This window comes from Micropruina sp., assembly GCF_047602385.1.
Classification (GTDB): Bacteria; Actinomycetota; Actinomycetes; order Propionibacteriales; family Propionibacteriaceae; genus Micropruina.
Window position 1 is genome coordinate 261302 of sequence record NZ_JASGHL010000001.1, and the last position, 16191, is coordinate 277492.

Here is a 16191-nt window from a genome sequence, read left to right on the forward strand (position 1 = left end):
GAACTGCACAGTGGACGCGAGCATCTTTGTAGTGAAATAACAAGCTACTAAGGGCAATCGGTGGATGCCTTGGCATCAAGAGCCGATGAAGGACGTTGTAACCTGCGATAAGCCACGGGGAGCTGGTAAACGAGCTTCGATCCGTGGATTTCCGAATAGGGAAACCTCGAAAGAAACCGGAGTAATGTCCGGCGACCTCTACCTGAACACATAGGGTAGTTGGAGGGAACGTGGGGAAGTGAAACATCTCAGTACCCACAGGAAAAGAAAACAACCGTGATTCCGTAAGTAGTGGCGAGCGAACGCGGAAGAGGCCAAACCTAGCATGTGTGATAGCTGACAGGCGTTGCATGTTGGGGGTAGTGGGGCCGCACCGACCGGGCTGTTGACCGGTCAGAGAGTAAGAAAAGAGTGTTGAAGTCGAAGGACTCTGGGAAGTTCCGGCACAGAAGGTAATACCCCTGTAGACGTAAGCCGCTCTCTCTCGTGCGTCACCCCAAGTAATGCGGAACCCCTGAAATTCCGCATGAATCTGGCGGGACCACCCGTTAAGCCTAAATACTCCTTGATGACCGATAGCGGACAAGTACCGTGAGGGAAAGGTGAAAAGTACCCCGGGAGGGGAGTGAAATAGTACCTGAAACCGATTGCCTACAATCCGTCGGAGCCTGCTGTGCCTTTTGGTATGGGGGTGACGGCGTGCCTTTTGAAGAATGAGCCTGCGAGTTAGTGGTACGTGGCGAGGTTAACCCGTGTGGGGGAGCCGTAGCGAAAGCAAGTCCGAATAGGGCGACATAGTCGCGTGCTCTAGACCCGAAGCGTAGTGATCTATCCATGGCCAGGGTGAAGCGACGGTAAGACGTCGTGGAGGCCCGAACCCACTTGGGTTGAAAACCGAGGGGATGAGCTGTGGATAGGGGTGAAAGGCCAATCAAACTACGTGATAGCTGGTTCTCCCCGAAATGCATATAGGTGCAGCGTCGCGCGTTTCTTACCGGAGGTAGAGCACTGGATGGTCTAGGGGGCCCACAAGCTTACCGAAATCAGCCAAACTCCGAATGCCGGTAAGTGAGAGCGCGGCAGTGAGACTGTGGGGGATAAGCTTCATAGTCGAGAGGGAAACAGCCCAGAACACCAGCTAAGGCCCCTAAGAGATTGCTAAGTGGAAAAGGATGTGGAGTTGCACAGACAACCAGGAGGTTGGCTTGGAAGCAGCCACCCTTGAAAGAGTGCGTAATAGCTCACTGGTCAAGTGATTCTGCGCCGACAATTTAGCGGGGCTCAAGCAATCCGCCGAAGCTGTGTCATTCGCGCTGTAACCAGGCCTTTGTGGTCCAGGTGCGCGGATGGGTAGGGGAGCGTCGTGTGCGCTGTGAAGCGGCGGGGTGACCCAGCCGTGGAGAGCACACGAGTGAGAATGCAGGCATGAGTAGCGAATGACGGGTGAGAAACCCGTCCGCCGAATATCCAAGGGTTCCAGGGTCAAGCTAATCTGCCCTGGGTAAGTCGGGACCTAAGGCGAGGCCGACAGGCGTAGTCGATGGACAACGGGTTGATATTCCCGTACCGGCGAAACAACGACCCTGCCGAGGCAGTCAATGCTAAGCACGCGAGAGCTGGTGGCGGACTTCGGTCCAAGCCGGTTTGAGTCTGTGACCCACGATTGTATTAGGCAAGCTGCGGAGGGACGCAGGAAGGTAGCCCATCCCGGGCGATGGTTGTCCCGGGGTAAGTGTGTAGGGCGGGGTGTAGGCAAATCCGCATCCCATGTGCTTGAGACATGATGCCTTTTGGAGCTACGGCTCCTGAAGTGGGTGATCCTATGCTGCCTAGAAAATCTTCGTGAGCGAGTTGTGAGCCGCCCGTACCCGAAACCGACACAGGTGGATAGGTAGAGAATACCAAGGCGATCGAGAGAATCGTGGTGAAGGAACTCGGCAAAATACCCCCGTAACTTCGGGATAAGGGGGACCTGATGTGTGACGGGATTTACTCCTCGAGCATTGAGGGTCGCAGAGACCAGGCCCAAGCGACTGTTTACTAAAAACACAGGTCCGTGCCAAGTTGAAAGACGATGTATACGGACTGACTCCTGCCCGGTGCTGGAAGGTTAAGGGGACGTGTTAGCGCAAGCGAGGCACTGAACTTAAGCCCCAGTAAACGGCGGTGGTAACTATAACCATCCTAAGGTAGCGAAATTCCTTGTCGGGTAAGTTCCGACCTGCACGAATGGAGTAACGATTTGGGCGCTGTCTCCACCACGAACTCGGCGAAATTGCATTACGAGTAAAGATGCTCGTTACGCGCAGCAGGACGGAAAGACCCCGGGACCTTTACTATAGTTTGGTATTGGTGATCGGTACGACTTGTGTAGGATAGGTGGGAGACTTTGAAGCAGGGACGCCAGTTCTTGTGGAGTCATCGTTGAAATACCACTCTGGTCGTTCTGGTTATCTAACTTAGGTCCATTATCTGGATCAGGGACAGTGCCTGATGGGTAGTTTGACTGGGGCGGTCGCCTCCCAAAATGTAACGGAGGCGCCCAAAGGTTCCCTCAGCCTGGTTGGCAATCAGGTTTTGAGTGTAAGTGCACAAGGGAGCTTGACTGTGAGAGAGACATCTCGAGCAGGGACGAAAGTCGGGACTAGTGATCTGACGGTGGCACGTGGAAGCGCCGTCACTCAACGGATAAAAGGTACCCCGGGGATAACAGGCTGATCTTGCCCGAGCGTCCATAGCGACGGCATGGTTTGGCACCTCGATGTCGGCTCGTCGCATCCTGGGGCTGGAGTCGGTCCCAAGGGTTGGGCTGTTCGCCCATTAAAGCGGCACGCGAGCTGGGTTTAGAACGTCGTGAGACAGTTCGGTCCCTATCCGCTGCGCGCGTAGGAATCTTGAGAGAGGCTGTCCTTAGTACGAGAGGACCGGGACGGACAAACCTCTGGTGTGCCAGTTGTTCTGCCAAGAGCACGGCTGGTTGGCTACGTTTGGAAGTGATAACCGCTGAAAGCATCTAAGCGGGAAGCACGTCTCAAGATGAGGGTTCCCACAGAGTTAATCTGGTAAGGCCCCCGGAAGACCACCGGGTTGATAGGTCGGATGTGGAAGTGCAGCAATGCATGGAGCTGACCGATACTAATAGGCCGAGGGCTTGTTTTTCTACAAAGATGTTACGCGTCCACTGTGCGGTTCCTGAGTAACGGTCGGGAACCGATCGACAACTCCATAGAGTTACGGTGATCATGGCGAGCGGGAAACGCCCGGCTCCATTCCGAACCCGGAAGCTAAGCTGCTCAGCGCCGATGGTACTGCAGGGGGGACCCTGTGGGAGAGTAGGACATCGCCGGACATTTAAACACCCCCGTGGTGATCAGCAATGATCACCACGGGGGTGTTTTGCGTCCCGGTTGGTGAGGTTCCGGAGGTCGAGGGAGCTAGAGGATCGCAGGCATGACGGTGTTCGCAGGCTCGGGCAGAGATGACGATCAGCTCCTGAATGCGGCCGGTGACCGGCCAGGCGGGGTTGGCCTACCTCAGACCGAAAGAACCGTCCCCTTGTGCCGGAAGCGGCGTGGGATCTGTCGGAGGGGGTGGATAGCATGCGGCCATGCCGACCTTGAGCATCGCCCAGGCACGCCGGATCGCGCTCGCCGCGCAGGGGTTCGGACGGCCGCGGCCGTCCGGGCCGGTGACGATGGGGCACCTGCAGCGGGTCGTCGACCGGGTCGGGCAGTTCCAGATCGACTCGGTGAATGTGGCTGTGCGGGCGCACTACATGCCCTTGTTCAGCAGGCTCGGCAGTTACGACCCGGCGCTGCTCGACCGGGCTGCCGGACGCGGGCCGCGCCGGCTCTTCGAGTACTGGGCGCACGCCGCCTGCCTGATCGATGTCGCCCTGCCAGCCCGCCTTCCGTAGGGCGATGCGGCGCCGGGCCGCCGCTGAGCGGACGTCGCTCGAGCGCATCCTGGAGAGCAAGCCGGATCTGCTCGAGCGGGTGCTCGCCGACCTGGCGCAGGACGGCCCGCTGTCCGCTCGGCAGATCGAGAACAGCGAGGTCCGGCGCAAGGATCACTGGGGGTGGAACTGGTCCGAGGCCAAGCACGTCCTGGAGTTCCTCTTCGACAGCGGCACGGTCAGCGTCGCCAGCCGCAATCCGGCCTTCGAACGGCGCTACGACCTGACTGAACGGGTGTTGCCCGCGGCGGTACTGGCCCAGCCCGATCCGACCGATGACGATTCGGTCGACACGCTGGTGTCGCGCTCGGCGACCGCACTCGGCGTCGCCGACCTCAAAGCGCTGTCCGACTATTTCTACCTGCCGACGGTCGCCGTCCGGGAGTCCATCGGCCGGCTGGCGGCGTCCGGCGTTGTCGAGCCGGTGAGGGTGGCCGGCTTGTCGCAGCAGTTCTGGCTGAGCGACGGCGCCCGGCGACCGCGGCGGCTGGACGGTCAGGCGCTGATCGCACCCTTCGACACCCTGGTGCACCATCGGCCGCGCGTCCTGCAATTGTTCGGCGTCCACTACCGGCTCGGCATCTACACCCCGGCCGCGCAACGCGACTACGGCTACTACGTCTACCTGTTCCTGGCCGACGATGAACTGGTGGCCAGGGTCGATCTGAAGGCTGACCGGGCGCTGGGCGTCCTGCAGGTCCAGTCGGCGTGGCTGGAGGAGGCCGCCGACGCACGTCGCGCGGAAGTGGCGTCCCGGCTGCGTGACGAGTTGCGGCTGATGGCTAACTGGCTGGGCCTGGACACATTGCTGGTCGCCGATCGCGGCACCCTGGCCCGCGACCTCACTGCCGTCTGTTGATTTCGTTTCGGCGCGAACGTCTCGGGTTGGTTGAGATCCCGCTCCGTTGGTCGAACTTGTCGAGACCCTTTTGGTTTCGACCCGCTCAACCAGCGCAGAGGACTCGGTTTCGACACGCTCAACCGGCAGCACGCGAAGGGCCCAACCGGCGTCAGCCGATGACGGCGAGGGCGTCGATTTCGACCAGCATCACCTCGTGCGGCAGATCGACGAAGACCGTCGTCCGCCCGGGCAGTTGGCCGCTGGGGCAGTTCTCTTCGACAAACTCGCCGTACACCTCATTCATGGCCGGAAAGTCCTCGCGCTTGGTCAGGTAGACGCGGAACATGATCACGTCCTCGACCGACGACCCGCCGGCGAGCAGGATCGCCTTCACGTTCTCCAAAGTCTGCCGGGTCTGCGTCCGGACGTCGCCGGCACCGATGTAGCTATTGCTGACCGGATCCATCGGACCTTGGCCGGATACTTGAAACAGTCCGCCCTTCTTCACCCCCTGAGAGAACACGTGGGCCGGGGCCGGCGCGTCGGTGGTGAGGACGATTTCCTTGGTCATTTTCGGGTCCTTTCAGTGCAATCCAACAGGGGTCGGCGGCGCGGGCGAGCGTCACCAGGTGCGGACCGGCGACCGTGCGGACGTCGCGCCGCTCCAAGGCCAGCGCCGACAACTCCAAGGAGCGCGGACCGAGCAGGTTGCGCTGCCGCGAATCGCGGACCACGAATGCCCTTGGTTCGAGGCTGTGCGGCAGCCGCATCACGGTCGTGGTCAGCACCCGTGAACCACGGACAGGTTCGTCGAGGGAGCGGGACCCGGCGCCGAGCTGAGCGAGCAGGTCGAGCGCCCGCCGCACGCTCTGACTCATCGGGACTCCGCTCGCCGGGCAATTTTCTATTGACGCTGGGGAGGCTCAATGCTAGATATGGGCGGGCAAAAGACGCAATCACGATTGCATGATTTGCAACAAGCGGCGCCGAGTGGACCCCTATGGACAGGACTTCACCCGACCAGACGGTGCATTGTGGAAGAAGGGTGTGGCAGTCATGGGCGAGGGTCAATCCCCGCGGCTCGGAATCAACCACACCGCGGTGGCCGAGCTCGAGACCGAGGTACTGGACTGGCGTCACAAGGCCGTCCCCGCGGCTCAGCACGGGCGGACGGCGGCGGAGTTCGGCTCCGGTTCGCTGCGCCTGTCGGACCTCCAGACCCCGCTGCTCACCCTGGACGCCGCCGCGCTGACCGGCAACGTCGCGAGGATGGCGCGCTGGTGCGCCGAGCACGGCGTCCGGCTGGCGCCGCACGGGAAGACGACGATGGCGCCGGCGCTGTGGGCGGCCCAGCTCGAGGCCGGGGCCTGGGGGATCACCCTGGCCAACGCCGCCCAGCTCCGAGTCGCCCGGCGCTTCGGCGTCCGGACCCTGATGCTCGCCAACGGGCTGACCGACCCGTCCGCGATCCGCTGGGTTGCCGACCAGGTCGCGGCCGGTGCCCGGATCGTCTCCTGGGTGGATTCGGTAGCCGGCGTCGACCGGCTCCAGCGCGTTCTGGACGCCGCCGGCGCGGGTTCGCTGGAGGTCCTGGTCGAGATCGGCGGACGCGGCGGCCGAACCGGCGCGCGCGGTGTGGACGCCGCGCGCACGGTCGCCGAGGCGGTGCGGGCGGCGTCCCGCCTGCGACTGGGCGGCATCGGCGGGTACGAAGGCGCGCTCGCGCACAGCTGGGACGAGGCGGGGCTCAGCGCGGTCCGTGGCTATCTCGGCGACTTCCGGCACCTCCACGAGACGCTCGCCGGTGATGACACCTACGAGACCGACGAGGTGATCCTGACCGCCGGCGGTAGCGCGTACTTCGACGACGTGGTCGAGATCCTCGGCCCCTGCGCCGGTTCCGGCGTCGAGGTGATCCTGCGCAGCGGGGCGTACGTGATCCACGACGACGGGTTCTATCGCGGCATCTCGCCGCTGTCCCGCCGTGACCCGGACGCCGCTGACGCGTTCGTCTCGGCGATGCGGTTCTGGGCGCGGGTGGTGTCCCGTACCGAACCCGGCCTGGCGATCCTGGAGGGCGGCAAGCGTGACCTGCCGTTCGACGAGGGGCTGCCTATTCCCCTGGGCATCGGCGGGGAACTCGGGCAGCCGCTGCGGCCGCTGCCCGGTGCGGCGATCACCGCGGTGAACGATCAGCATGCGTTCCTGTGCTACTCCGACGAACTGGACGTGCGACCCGGCGACGTGGTGCTGCTCGGCCTGTCGCACCCCTGCACCGCGTTGGACAAGTGGACACTGATGCCGGTGCTCGACAGCGTTGCCGACCCGGTCGACCCCGTCGTCGTCGGCACCGTCCGGACGTTTTTCTGAGGGGAGCGAGATGACCAGCACCGTGATCGGCAACGTCATCGTCGTGGACGGCACCGGCGAGGCCCGCTACACCGCGGACGTCGCCATCGCCGGCGGCCTGATCGCCCGGATAGCCGAGCCTGGGGCGCTCACCGAATCGCGCACGCTCGCCGGATCCGGCACGGTGATCGACGGCACCGGCCTGGTGCTCAGCCCGGGATTCATCGACATGCACGCGCACTCCGACCTGCAGCTGCTGGTCAACCCCGACCATTACGCCAAGCTCAGCCAAGGCGTCACCACGGAACTGCTCGGCCAGGACGGCCTGTCCTACGCACCCGTCGACGAGCCCACCCTGGACGGCGTCCGCAAGCAGATCGCCGGCTGGAACGCCAACCCGGACGACTTCGACTGGGACTGGCGCACGGTGGGGGAGTACCTCGACCGGCTGGACCGTCCGGACGCCGACGGCAACCGGATCGCGACCAACGCCGCCTACCTGATCCCGCAAGGGACCCTGCGTGCGCTGGTGGTCGGCTTCGAGGACCGTCCGGCCACCCCCGAGGAGATCGTGCGGCAACAGCAGGTCATCCGCGACAGCATGGCCCAGGGTGCGATCGGCATGTCGTCCGGCCTCACCTACACCCCGGGCATGTACGCCGACACCGCCGAACTCGAGGCCCTGCTCACAACGGTGGGGGAGCTGGGCGGCTTCTACGACCCGCACCAGCGCTCCTACGGCAAGGGTGCACTCGAGGCCTACGCCGAGATGATCGAGCTCAGCCGGGCCACCGGCTGCCCGCTGCACCTGGCCCACGCGACGATGAACTTCGGCGTCAACAAGGGCCGCGCCCCCGAGTTGCTGGCGCTGATCGACGCCGCCCGCGCCGACGGCGTCGACATCACCCTGGACACCTACCCCTACCTGCCGGGCGCCACCACGCTGGCCGCGGCGCTGCCCAGCTGGAGCGCGTCGGGCGGCATCGAGGCCACCTTGAAGCGGCTGCAGAACCCCGAGACGCTGGCCCGGATCCGCCAGGCCCTCGAAGTCGACGGTTCGGACGGCTGCCACGGCGTGATCGCCGAGTGGGACACGCTGGAGATCAGCGGCGTCCAGAACCCCGAACTGGACGGGATCGTCGGCAGGACCGTCGAGCAGATCGCCGCCGAGCGGGGCGCCGATCCGTTCGACACCTTCGTCGACATCCTTCTCCGTGACCACTGCGGCACCGGCATCCTGCAGCACGTCGGCCATGAGGAGAACGTCCGGGCGATCATGGTGCACCCGGTGCACACCGGCGGCAGCGACGGCCTGCTGGTGGGCGGCAAGCCGCACCCCCGGGCTTGGGGCACCTTCCCGCGCTACCTCGGCCACTACTGCCGCGACCTGGGACTGATGAGCCTGGAAGAGACGGTCAATCACCTCACCGGACGCCCCGCGGCGCGGCTCAAGCTGGTCGACCGCGGCCTGGTCCGCGAGGGCCACGCGGCCGACCTGGTGCTGTTCGACCCCGACACGATCGCCGACACGGCGACCTTCGCCGAACCGCGGCGGCCGGCCGCCGGCGTCCGCTACGTCTTCGTCAACGGCGTCGCCGCGATCGCCGACGGCGCCCCGACCGGTGCCCGGGCAGGCCGAGCGCTGCGCCGGACCCGCGATGGGACGGCCGCCAACGACGGCTGAGCCCGTCCGCCCAGTCCTCCGGACGTCCCAGCCCCGCCGCCCTCGCCCGGTCACCCCAACCACGAATGGAGAAACAGATGGACGCCTTTCTCACCTGGCTGCGCCAGGACACGGCGGGGCTGCTGACGCTGGCCGGTCTCGGCATCGCCGTGCTGCTCTTCCTGATCATCAAGTTGAAGGTCGAGCCCTTCATCGCCCTCGTCGGCGTCGGTGTGCTGGTCGCGCTGGCCGGCGGGGTCAGCATCGAAGCCCTGGTCGGCACCCCGATCAAGAGTTCGGACGCCCTGATCGAGAAGGGCTTCGCCGGCATCCTGGGCCACATCACCTTGATCATCGGCCTGGGTACCGTGCTCGGCGCGATCCTGGAACGCTCCGGCGGTGCCGAGGTGTTGCTGGGCAAGCTGGTCCAGGTGTTCGGCGAGAAGGGAACCCCGCTCGCCATGGGCATCACCGGCTTCGTCTTGGGCATTCCGGTCTTCTTCGACATCGGCATCTTCGTGCTCGCGCCCCTGATCTACGTGGCCGCGATCCGTGGTGGCCGCTCGCTGGTGCTGTACACCCTGCCGTTGCTGGCCGGCCTGTCGATCACTCACGCCTTCCTGCCGCCGCACCCCGGCCCGGTCGCCGCGGCGGGGCTGTTCCACGTCGAGCTCGGCTGGATCATCATCATGGGCCTGGCCTGCGGCATTCCGGCCTGGTTCGTCGGCGGCATCGTCTACGGCACCTGGATCGGCAAGCGCATCCATGTCACCGTGCCCGAAGACCGGATCGTTCCCGAGTCCGAGGAGGCGAAAGGTCACGAGCCCAGTCTCGGCGTCGTCCTGCTGGTCATCGGCCTGCCGATGATCCTGATTCTCGGCGGCACCTTCGGCAACGTCTTCGCCCCGCCCGGAGCGCTGCGCGACACGCTGATCTTCTTCGGCAACCCGGGCATCGCGCTGACCGTGGCCGTGCTGATCGCCATGTGGCTGCTCGGCTTCCGGCAGGGGATGACCGCCGAGGAGTTGGGCGAACTGAGCGGTTCGTCGCTGAAGCCGATCGGGATGATCCTGCTGGTCGTCGGCGCCGGTGCCTTCTTCGGCGCCGTCCTCGCCGCCACCGGGGTCGGCAAGGCGGTCGCCACAACGTTGTCGGCGGCCGGTCTGCCGATCATCGTCTCGGCGTACGTGATCGCCTGCGGCCTGCGGATCGCGCAGGGATCGGCGACGGTCGCCATCGTCACCACCGGCGGCATCCTGGCGCCGGTGCTGACCAGCGGCCAGTTCTCGCAACCTCAGCTGGCGCTGATCGTGATGGCGATCTCGGCTGGTTCGATCATCGCCTCGCACGTCAATGACGGCGGCTTCTGGATCATCGCCAAGTACTTCAACATGACCGTGAAGCAGACCCTGCAGACCTGGACCGTGCTCGAGACTGTGCTGTCGGTGGTCGGCTTCGCGATGGCGTCGCTGCTGTTCACCTTCGTCCGATAGCGAAGCGTTGCCTGCGCACTGCGGCGCCGCGCTGGTCGAGCTGGTCGAAACCCGTAGCCAGCGAGGTTTCGACAAGCTCGACTCCCACTGACTCCCGATGGCCTAGGCCCACTCAACCGCGGAGTCGGCGCGTTGCTCAGCGGGTGTTGAGCCGGGACGCCTGACGGTAGAGGTGCTCGCGTTCGGCCAGGTTGTCCGCGGCCCGGGCGGCCGCCGCATAGCGCCGGGCGGCCTCGGCGAGGTCGCCGGCGCGCTCATGCAGGTGGGCGGCCACGGCATCGAACCGGGGCAGTGATGCGTCCAGTTCGGCCAGCGCCGCCAGCCCGGCCAGCGGCCCATCCGCCTCGCCGACGGCGACCGCCCGATTCAGCCGGACCACCGGCGAGTCGGTCAGCCGCACCAGCTCGTCGTACCACTCGACGATCTGCACCCAATCGGTCTCGGCGGTGCTCGGCGCGTCGGCGTGCAGCGCCGCGATGGCGGCCTGGGCCTGGAACTCGCCCAGGGCGTCCCGAGCCAGCGCGGCCTGCAGGATGTCGACCGCCTCGGCGATGGCGGCGGTGTCCCAGCGACCACGGTCCTGGTCGGCGAGCGGCACCAGGGCGCCGTCGGCGGTGAAGCGCGCGGCCCGACGGGCATGGTGCAGCAGCATCAGCGCCAGCAACCCGGCGATCTCCGGGTGATCGTGCAGGGCCGCCAACTGGCGGGCCAGCCGGATCGCCTCGGCGGCCAGATCGGCGTCGTCGCTGGTGTAGCCCTCGTTGAAGATCAGGTAGAGCACCCGCAGCACCGTGTCGACGTCGCCGGGCCGGTCGAACCGGACGTCGGTGACCGTGCGCTTGGCGCGGCTGATCCGCTGCGCCATCGTCGCCTCAGGCACCAGGTACGCCGACGCGATCTGCCGGGTGGTCAGGCCGCCGACGGCGCGCAGGGTCAGTGCCGCCGCCGAGGACGGGGTGAGCCGCGGGTGCGCGCACAGGAAGTACAGCCACAGCGAGTCGTCGACGTCCGGCACCGGGCCGGGGGCGGGCTCGTCCTCGACAAGCTGCTGGCGTCGCTCGCGGGCGGCCTCGCTCCTGGTGGCGTCCAGGAAACGCCGCCAGGCGACGGTGATCAGCCAGCCCTTCTGGTCCCGGGGAGGGTCGTCCGGCCAGCTGCGCAACGCCTCGACCAGGGCGTCCTGGACGGCGTCCTCGGCCGCCGCGAAGTCGGCTCCGCGGCGGACGAGGATCGCCAGGACGGCCGGGATCAGGCCGCGCAGCGCAGACTCGTCCACGTCCGGACTTAGTCGGTGACGGTCGGTGCGTGGGTCAGGAAGGGACGGACTTCCAGCCACTCGTGGATCGGCTTGCCGCCCGCGCCCGGTGCGGCGGACAGCTCGCCGGCCAGTTCCACGGCCCGTTCCCAGCCCTCCACGTCGATGATCATCCAGCCGGCGATCAGGTCCTTGGTCTCGGCGAACGGACCGTCGGTGACCGGCGGACGGCCCTCGCCGTCGTAGCGGACCCAGGCGCCCTCGGGGGCCAGCGCCTGACCGTCGACGAACTCGCCGGTGTCCTCGAGCCGGGCGGCGAAGTCGTTCATGTACTGGATATGGTCGGTGATCTCCTGCGGCGTCCAGGACTCCATCGGCACGTCGTTGACGCCCTTCGGGGCGCCCCGGTAGTGCTTGAGCAGCAGGTACTTGGCCATCATGACTCCTTGGTTCGGTGCCGACCATTGTGGTCGGCTCTATAGCGGGGACGGAGCCGGTCGCGGTTTCTCGACATGCTGCGGGCAGCTTTCTCCAACCGAATCGGACAGGTGCTCAACTCAGGGGGACAAGCGGTCCATGGGCAGGTGTCCGGAAGAACCGTCCCGGCGGTCCATTGGCAGGTGTCCGGAGGAACCGTCCCCGCGGTCCACTGCAGCGCCGGCCGCAGAACCAACGACCGGTGCGCGGGCGGTGTCGGCCGAGCACACTAAGATGGCGCGCGACTGTCATCGACCAGGAAGCGTTGAAACCATCGTGGGTGTTCTGGACAAGCTGCTGCACATGGGCGACGGGCGCAAGCTCAGGGAACTGCGCCGGGTCGCCGATCAGGTGGCCATGATCGAACCCGACTTCGAGGCGATGAGCGACGAGGAACTGCGCGCCCAGACCGACGAGTTCCGCAAACGGCTGGACGACGGCGAAAGCATCGACGCGATCCTGCCCGAGGCGTTCGCGACCGTCCGCGAAGCCACCAAGCGGGTGCTCGGCAAGCGCCCCTACGACGTCCAGGTGATGGGTGGCGTGGCGCTGCACCGGGCGAACATCGCCGAGATGAAGACCGGTGAGGGCAAGACCATCGTCGCGCTGATGCCGTCCTACCTGAACGCGCTGACCGGCGAGGGCGTCCACATCGTCACGGTCAACGACTACCTGGCCAAGTACCAGTCCGAGCAGATGGGCCGGGTGCATCACTTCCTCGGCCTGGACGTCGGGGTGATCCTGGCGCACATGACGCCGGCCGAACGGCGCAAGCAGTACGCCGCCGACATCACCTACGGCACCAACAACGAATTCGGCTTCGACTACCTGCGCGACAACATGGCGCTGTCGCTGGACGACTGCGTCCAGCGCGGCCACCACTACGCGATCGTCGACGAGGTCGACTCGATCCTGGTCGACGAAGCCCGGACGCCGCTGATCATCTCCGGCCCGGCCGAGGACAACCACCAGTGGTACCCCGAGTTCGCCAAGATCGCGGCCCGGCTGGACCGAGACACCCACTACGAAGTGGACGAGAAGAAGCGCACCGTCTCCATCCTCGAGGGCGGCATCACCGAGGTGGAGAACCGGCTCGGCATCGAGAACCTCTACGAGAGCGCCAACACGCCGCTGATCTCGTACCTGAACAACGCCATCAAGGCCAAGGAGCTGTTCAAGAAGGACAAGGACTACGTCATCCTCGACGGCGAAGTGCTGATCGTCGACGAGCACACCGGCCGCACCCTGATCGGACGCCGCTACAACGAGGGCCTGCACCAGGCGCTCGAGGCGAAGGAGAAGGTCGAGATCAAGGACGAGTACCAGACCCTCGCCACCATCACGCTGCAGAACTACTTCCGGATGTACGACAAGCTCGCCGGGATGACCGGTACGGCCAAGACCGAAGAGAGCGAGTTCCAGAAGATCTACGGCCTCGGCGTGCTGCCGATCGAGACCAACAAGCCGATGATCCGGGTCGACGCCAAGGACCTGATCTACCGCACCGAGGCCGCCAAATTCGAGGCCGTGGTCGACGATGTGGCCGAGCGGCACGAGAAGGGTCAGCCGATCCTGATCGGCACCGCGTCCGTGGCCAAATCCGAGATCCTGTCGAAACTGCTGAAGAAGGCCGGCGTGAAGCACGAGGTGCTGAATGCCAAGAACCACGCCCGTGAGGCCGCGATCATCGCGCTCGCCGGACGCAAGGGCGCGGTGACCGTCGCCACCAACATGGCCGGACGTGGCACCGACATCATCCTGGGCGGCAACCCCGAGTTCCTCGCCGACGCCGCCCTGCGCGCCAAGGGACTCGATCCGGTCGAGCACGCCGACGAGTACGAAACGGCCTGGGCCGAGGTGATCACCGAGATCGAGGAGCAGGTGGAAGCCGAGCACGACGAGGTGGTCGAACTGGGCGGCCTGTACGTGGTGGGCTCCGAGCGGCACGAGTCGCGACGCATCGACAACCAGCTGCGCGGCCGGTCCGGGCGTCAGGGCGACCCGGGCGAAAGCCGGTTCTACCTCAGCCTCGAGGACGACCTGATGCGGCTGTTCAAGTCCGACATCATCAACTGGGTGATGGTGGCCTTGAAGGTGCCCGACGACGTCCCGATCGAGAACAAGCGGGTCAGCAGTTCGATCCAGCAGGCCCAGGAGCAGGTCGAGGCGCAGAACTTCGAGATGCGTAAGAACGTGCTCAAGTACGACGACGTGATGAACCGGCAGCGGCACGCCATCTACGGCGACCGGCGCCGGGTGCTCGAAGGCGCGGACGTCGAGGTGCAGCTGCGCGGCACCGTCGACTCGGTGGTCGAGCAGTACGTGCGAGCGAACACCGAGGGCTTCGTCGAGGACTGGGACCTGGAACAACTCTGGACCCAGATGGGCACGCTGTACCCGGTCGGGCTGGACCGTTCCGAATACGAGGGCGTCGAGATGACCGCCGACGAGCTGGTCGAGGACTTCAAGGCCGATGCCCAGGCCGCCTACGACCGCCGCGAGGAAGAACTCGGCGAAGAGACCATGCGCGAACTGGAGCGCCAGGTGCTGCTCACCGTGCTCGACCGCAAGTGGCGCGAGCACCTCTACGAGATGGACTACCTGCGCGAGGGCATCGGACTGCGAGCGATGGCACAGCGCGACCCGCTGGTCGAGTACCAGCGCGAGGGCGGCGACATGTTCAACGCCATGATGGAAGCCTTCATGGAGGAGGTCGTCGGCTTCCTGTTCAACCTCGAGGTCAACGTGCAGCAGCCGACGGTCGGTCTGCAGACCGACTCGGCCGGCGTCCCGATGTCGGCGGAGGTGCTCGAAGAGTTGATCGCCTCGGTCGCAACGGACGAGCCCGACGCGGTGGACGACGTCGAGGTCGACGAGCCGAAGGCGCGTCCGGTGGTCAAGGCCAAGGGCCTCGGCGAGCGGCAACAGCGTCCGATGGCCTACTCGGCCCCCTCGGAGACCGGCGAAGCGGTCGCCAGCCGGGATGAGGACGACGATCCTTACGCCGGTGTCGGGCGGAATGCACCCTGCCCCTGCGGCTCCGGCAAGAAGTACAAGATGTGCCACGGACGCCGTAGCTGAGGGCCGCCTCCGGTCGCTTGAGCTTTGGACCGTCGGGGACGGTTCTTTCGGTCACCTTGCCGGAACTGGAACGCCGGGGACGGTTCTTTCGGTCACCTTGCAGAGACCTGATCCGTTCGCGCTTTTCGGACCGGCCTTTCGTTGGTCGAGCTTGTCGAGACCGGCCTTCCGTTGGTCGAGCTTGTCGAGACGTCTTGTGGTTGCGTCCTTGCCGGTTGCGTTCTGCTCCGCGGAGTGGGCTGCACCCCGTCCCGCCCATTGGCGCTGCTCGTCCTGCTTTGCTGTTCGTCTGCGGTTTCCGGCAGGGGACGAGCGTCGCCTTACGCCCGACCCACCCGGACGGGGTGCAGCCCACTCCGCTTTGAGAGTTGCGTCCGTGCCGGGACTCGCGTCCTGCTCGGTTCGTCAGCGAGCCCGTTTCGGTTGGTCGAGCTTGTTGAGACCGTGCCGGCCACGCGCTGGTCGAGCTTGTCGAGACCGTGCCGGCCACCCGTCGGTCGGCCAGTGGGGATCCGGGCGACCCGCGACGTTCGCGGTCAGGGTCCGGTCACCTGAGTGCGCGGTGGATCTTCGCACCCAGGGTGAGTTCGAGTTCGGTGAGCAGCCAGCGTCCGGCGTCAGGTTCCAGCCGGAACGCCACCGCGTGGGACGCGTCACCGAGGGTGAGGCGAGCGGACGCCTCGATCGCCGACTCGGCGGGTTGGGTCACTCGTAGGGACGCGAGCCGCAGGTTCGGCAGCGGACCGGCGGAGCCCAGGCGTCCGATCAGTTCGAGCGCCACCCCGCTGAGATGCGGTTCCAGATGAAGCAGCGGACGCCGTCCGCGCAGCACCTCGACCGCGGCCGCGATCAGGGCTCCGGCACGGCGGCGCAGCGCGTCCGGCACCTCGGGGATCGGCGCTGCGGCGACGGGTTCGGGATTGTCCCAGGGCAGCAGCGGGTCCTGCCAGGACAGCAGCGGCAGGAACGGTTCGATGAGTCGGACGGCCGGTGCGAGAACCACGGGTGCCCGGGTCACGAGGGCTGGCGCGCAATGCATCCCTCACTCTGCATCGACAACGACGGGTCGCGGGGCAC

Annotated in this window: 10 protein-coding genes and 2 rRNA genes; 8 read left to right on the plus strand and 4 right to left on the minus strand. The window is 65.8% G+C overall.

Translation table 11 applies throughout. The features are described from left to right. The first annotated feature begins 37 nt into the window (after positions 1–37). The 4 genes from QM711_RS01260 to QM711_RS01275 all read left to right on the plus strand — a co-directional run bounded on the left by QM711_RS01260 (position 38) and on the right by QM711_RS01275 (position 4814). Positions 38–3159 (plus strand): 23S ribosomal RNA (locus tag QM711_RS01260). Positions 3160–3232: 73 nt separating this feature from the next. After that, positions 3233–3349, plus strand: a 5S ribosomal RNA gene (gene rrf, locus QM711_RS01265). Between the two features lie 258 nt (positions 3350–3607). After that, positions 3608–3916 (plus strand): DNA glycosylase AlkZ-like family protein, encoded by a 309-nt coding sequence (locus QM711_RS01270; protein ID WP_415095906.1) that lies wholly within the window; start codon positions 3608–3610, stop codon positions 3914–3916. A 4-nt stretch (positions 3917–3920) separates the two neighbouring features. Continuing rightward, positions 3921–4814 carry a winged helix-turn-helix domain-containing protein gene (locus tag QM711_RS01275; RefSeq protein WP_415095907.1) on the plus strand — a complete coding sequence of 298 codons (894 nt, stop codon included), beginning with the start codon at positions 3921–3923 and terminating at the stop codon, positions 4812–4814. 151 nt (positions 4815–4965) lie between these two features. Here the strand turns inward: QM711_RS01275 and QM711_RS01280 are convergent, their stop codons facing one another. Beyond that, a complete protein-coding gene (locus QM711_RS01280; RefSeq protein WP_415095908.1) occupies positions 4966–5367 on the minus strand; it encodes a RidA family protein in 402 nt (133 codons plus the stop codon). A gap of 485 nt (positions 5368–5852) precedes the next feature. Here QM711_RS01280 and QM711_RS01285 point away from each other — a divergent pair, with 485 nt between their 5' ends. The 3 genes from QM711_RS01285 to QM711_RS01295 all read left to right on the plus strand — a co-directional run bounded on the left by QM711_RS01285 (position 5853) and on the right by QM711_RS01295 (position 10301). After that, positions 5853–7166: an alanine racemase gene (locus QM711_RS01285; protein ID WP_415095909.1), complete on the plus strand. Its 1314-nt coding sequence runs from the start codon at positions 5853–5855 to the stop codon at positions 7164–7166. 10 nt (positions 7167–7176) lie between these two features. Then, positions 7177–8829 carry an N-acyl-D-amino-acid deacylase family protein gene (locus tag QM711_RS01290; RefSeq protein WP_415095910.1) on the plus strand — a complete coding sequence of 551 codons (1653 nt, stop codon included), beginning with the start codon at positions 7177–7179 and terminating at the stop codon, positions 8827–8829. 77 nt (positions 8830–8906) lie between these two features. Continuing rightward, a complete protein-coding gene (locus QM711_RS01295) occupies positions 8907–10301 on the plus strand; it encodes a GntP family permease (RefSeq protein WP_415095911.1) in 1395 nt (464 codons plus the stop codon). A gap of 136 nt (positions 10302–10437) precedes the next feature. Here the strand turns inward: QM711_RS01295 and QM711_RS01300 are convergent, their stop codons facing one another. Then, entirely contained in the window at positions 10438–11577 is a 1140-nt protein-coding gene (locus tag QM711_RS01300; protein WP_415095912.1) for an RNA polymerase sigma factor, read from the minus strand. Positions 11578–11585: 8 nt separating this feature from the next. Continuing rightward, entirely contained in the window at positions 11586–11993 is a 408-nt protein-coding gene (locus QM711_RS01305) for a YciI family protein (protein WP_415095913.1), read from the minus strand. Positions 11994–12318: 325 nt separating this feature from the next. On the opposite strand from QM711_RS01305, the gene secA reads away from it, so the two are divergent. Then, positions 12319–15114: a preprotein translocase subunit SecA gene (gene secA / locus QM711_RS01310; protein ID WP_415096845.1), complete on the plus strand. Its 2796-nt coding sequence runs from the start codon at positions 12319–12321 to the stop codon at positions 15112–15114. A 547-nt stretch (positions 15115–15661) separates the two neighbouring features. Here the strand turns inward: secA and QM711_RS01315 are convergent. Then, positions 15662–16132, minus strand: coding sequence for an Rv3235 family protein (locus tag QM711_RS01315; protein ID WP_415095914.1), 471 nt, complete (start codon positions 16130–16132; stop codon positions 15662–15664). Positions 16133–16191: the final 59 nt, after the last annotated feature.

What these genes read in the sequence shown, in the direction of transcription:
- QM711_RS01295 (WP_415095911.1), top strand. Translation starts at nt 8,907, where the DNA reads ATGGACGCCTTTCTCACCTGGCTGCGCCAGGACACGGCGGGGCTGCTG.
- QM711_RS01275 (WP_415095907.1), top strand. Translation starts at nt 3,921, where the DNA reads ATGCGGCGCCGGGCCGCCGCTGAGCGGACGTCGCTCGAGCGCATCCTG.
- QM711_RS01285 (WP_415095909.1), top strand. Translation starts at nt 5,853, where the DNA reads ATGGGCGAGGGTCAATCCCCGCGGCTCGGAATCAACCACACCGCGGTG.
- QM711_RS01270 (WP_415095906.1), top strand. Translation starts at nt 3,608, where the DNA reads ATGCCGACCTTGAGCATCGCCCAGGCACGCCGGATCGCGCTCGCCGCG.
- QM711_RS01305 (WP_415095913.1), bottom strand. Translation starts at nt 11,993, where the DNA reads ATGGCCAAGTACCTGCTGCTCAAGCACTACCGGGGCGCCCCGAAGGGC.
- QM711_RS01280 (WP_415095908.1), bottom strand. Translation starts at nt 5,367, where the DNA reads ATGACCAAGGAAATCGTCCTCACCACCGACGCGCCGGCCCCGGCCCAC.
- QM711_RS01290 (WP_415095910.1), top strand. Translation starts at nt 7,177, where the DNA reads ATGACCAGCACCGTGATCGGCAACGTCATCGTCGTGGACGGCACCGGC.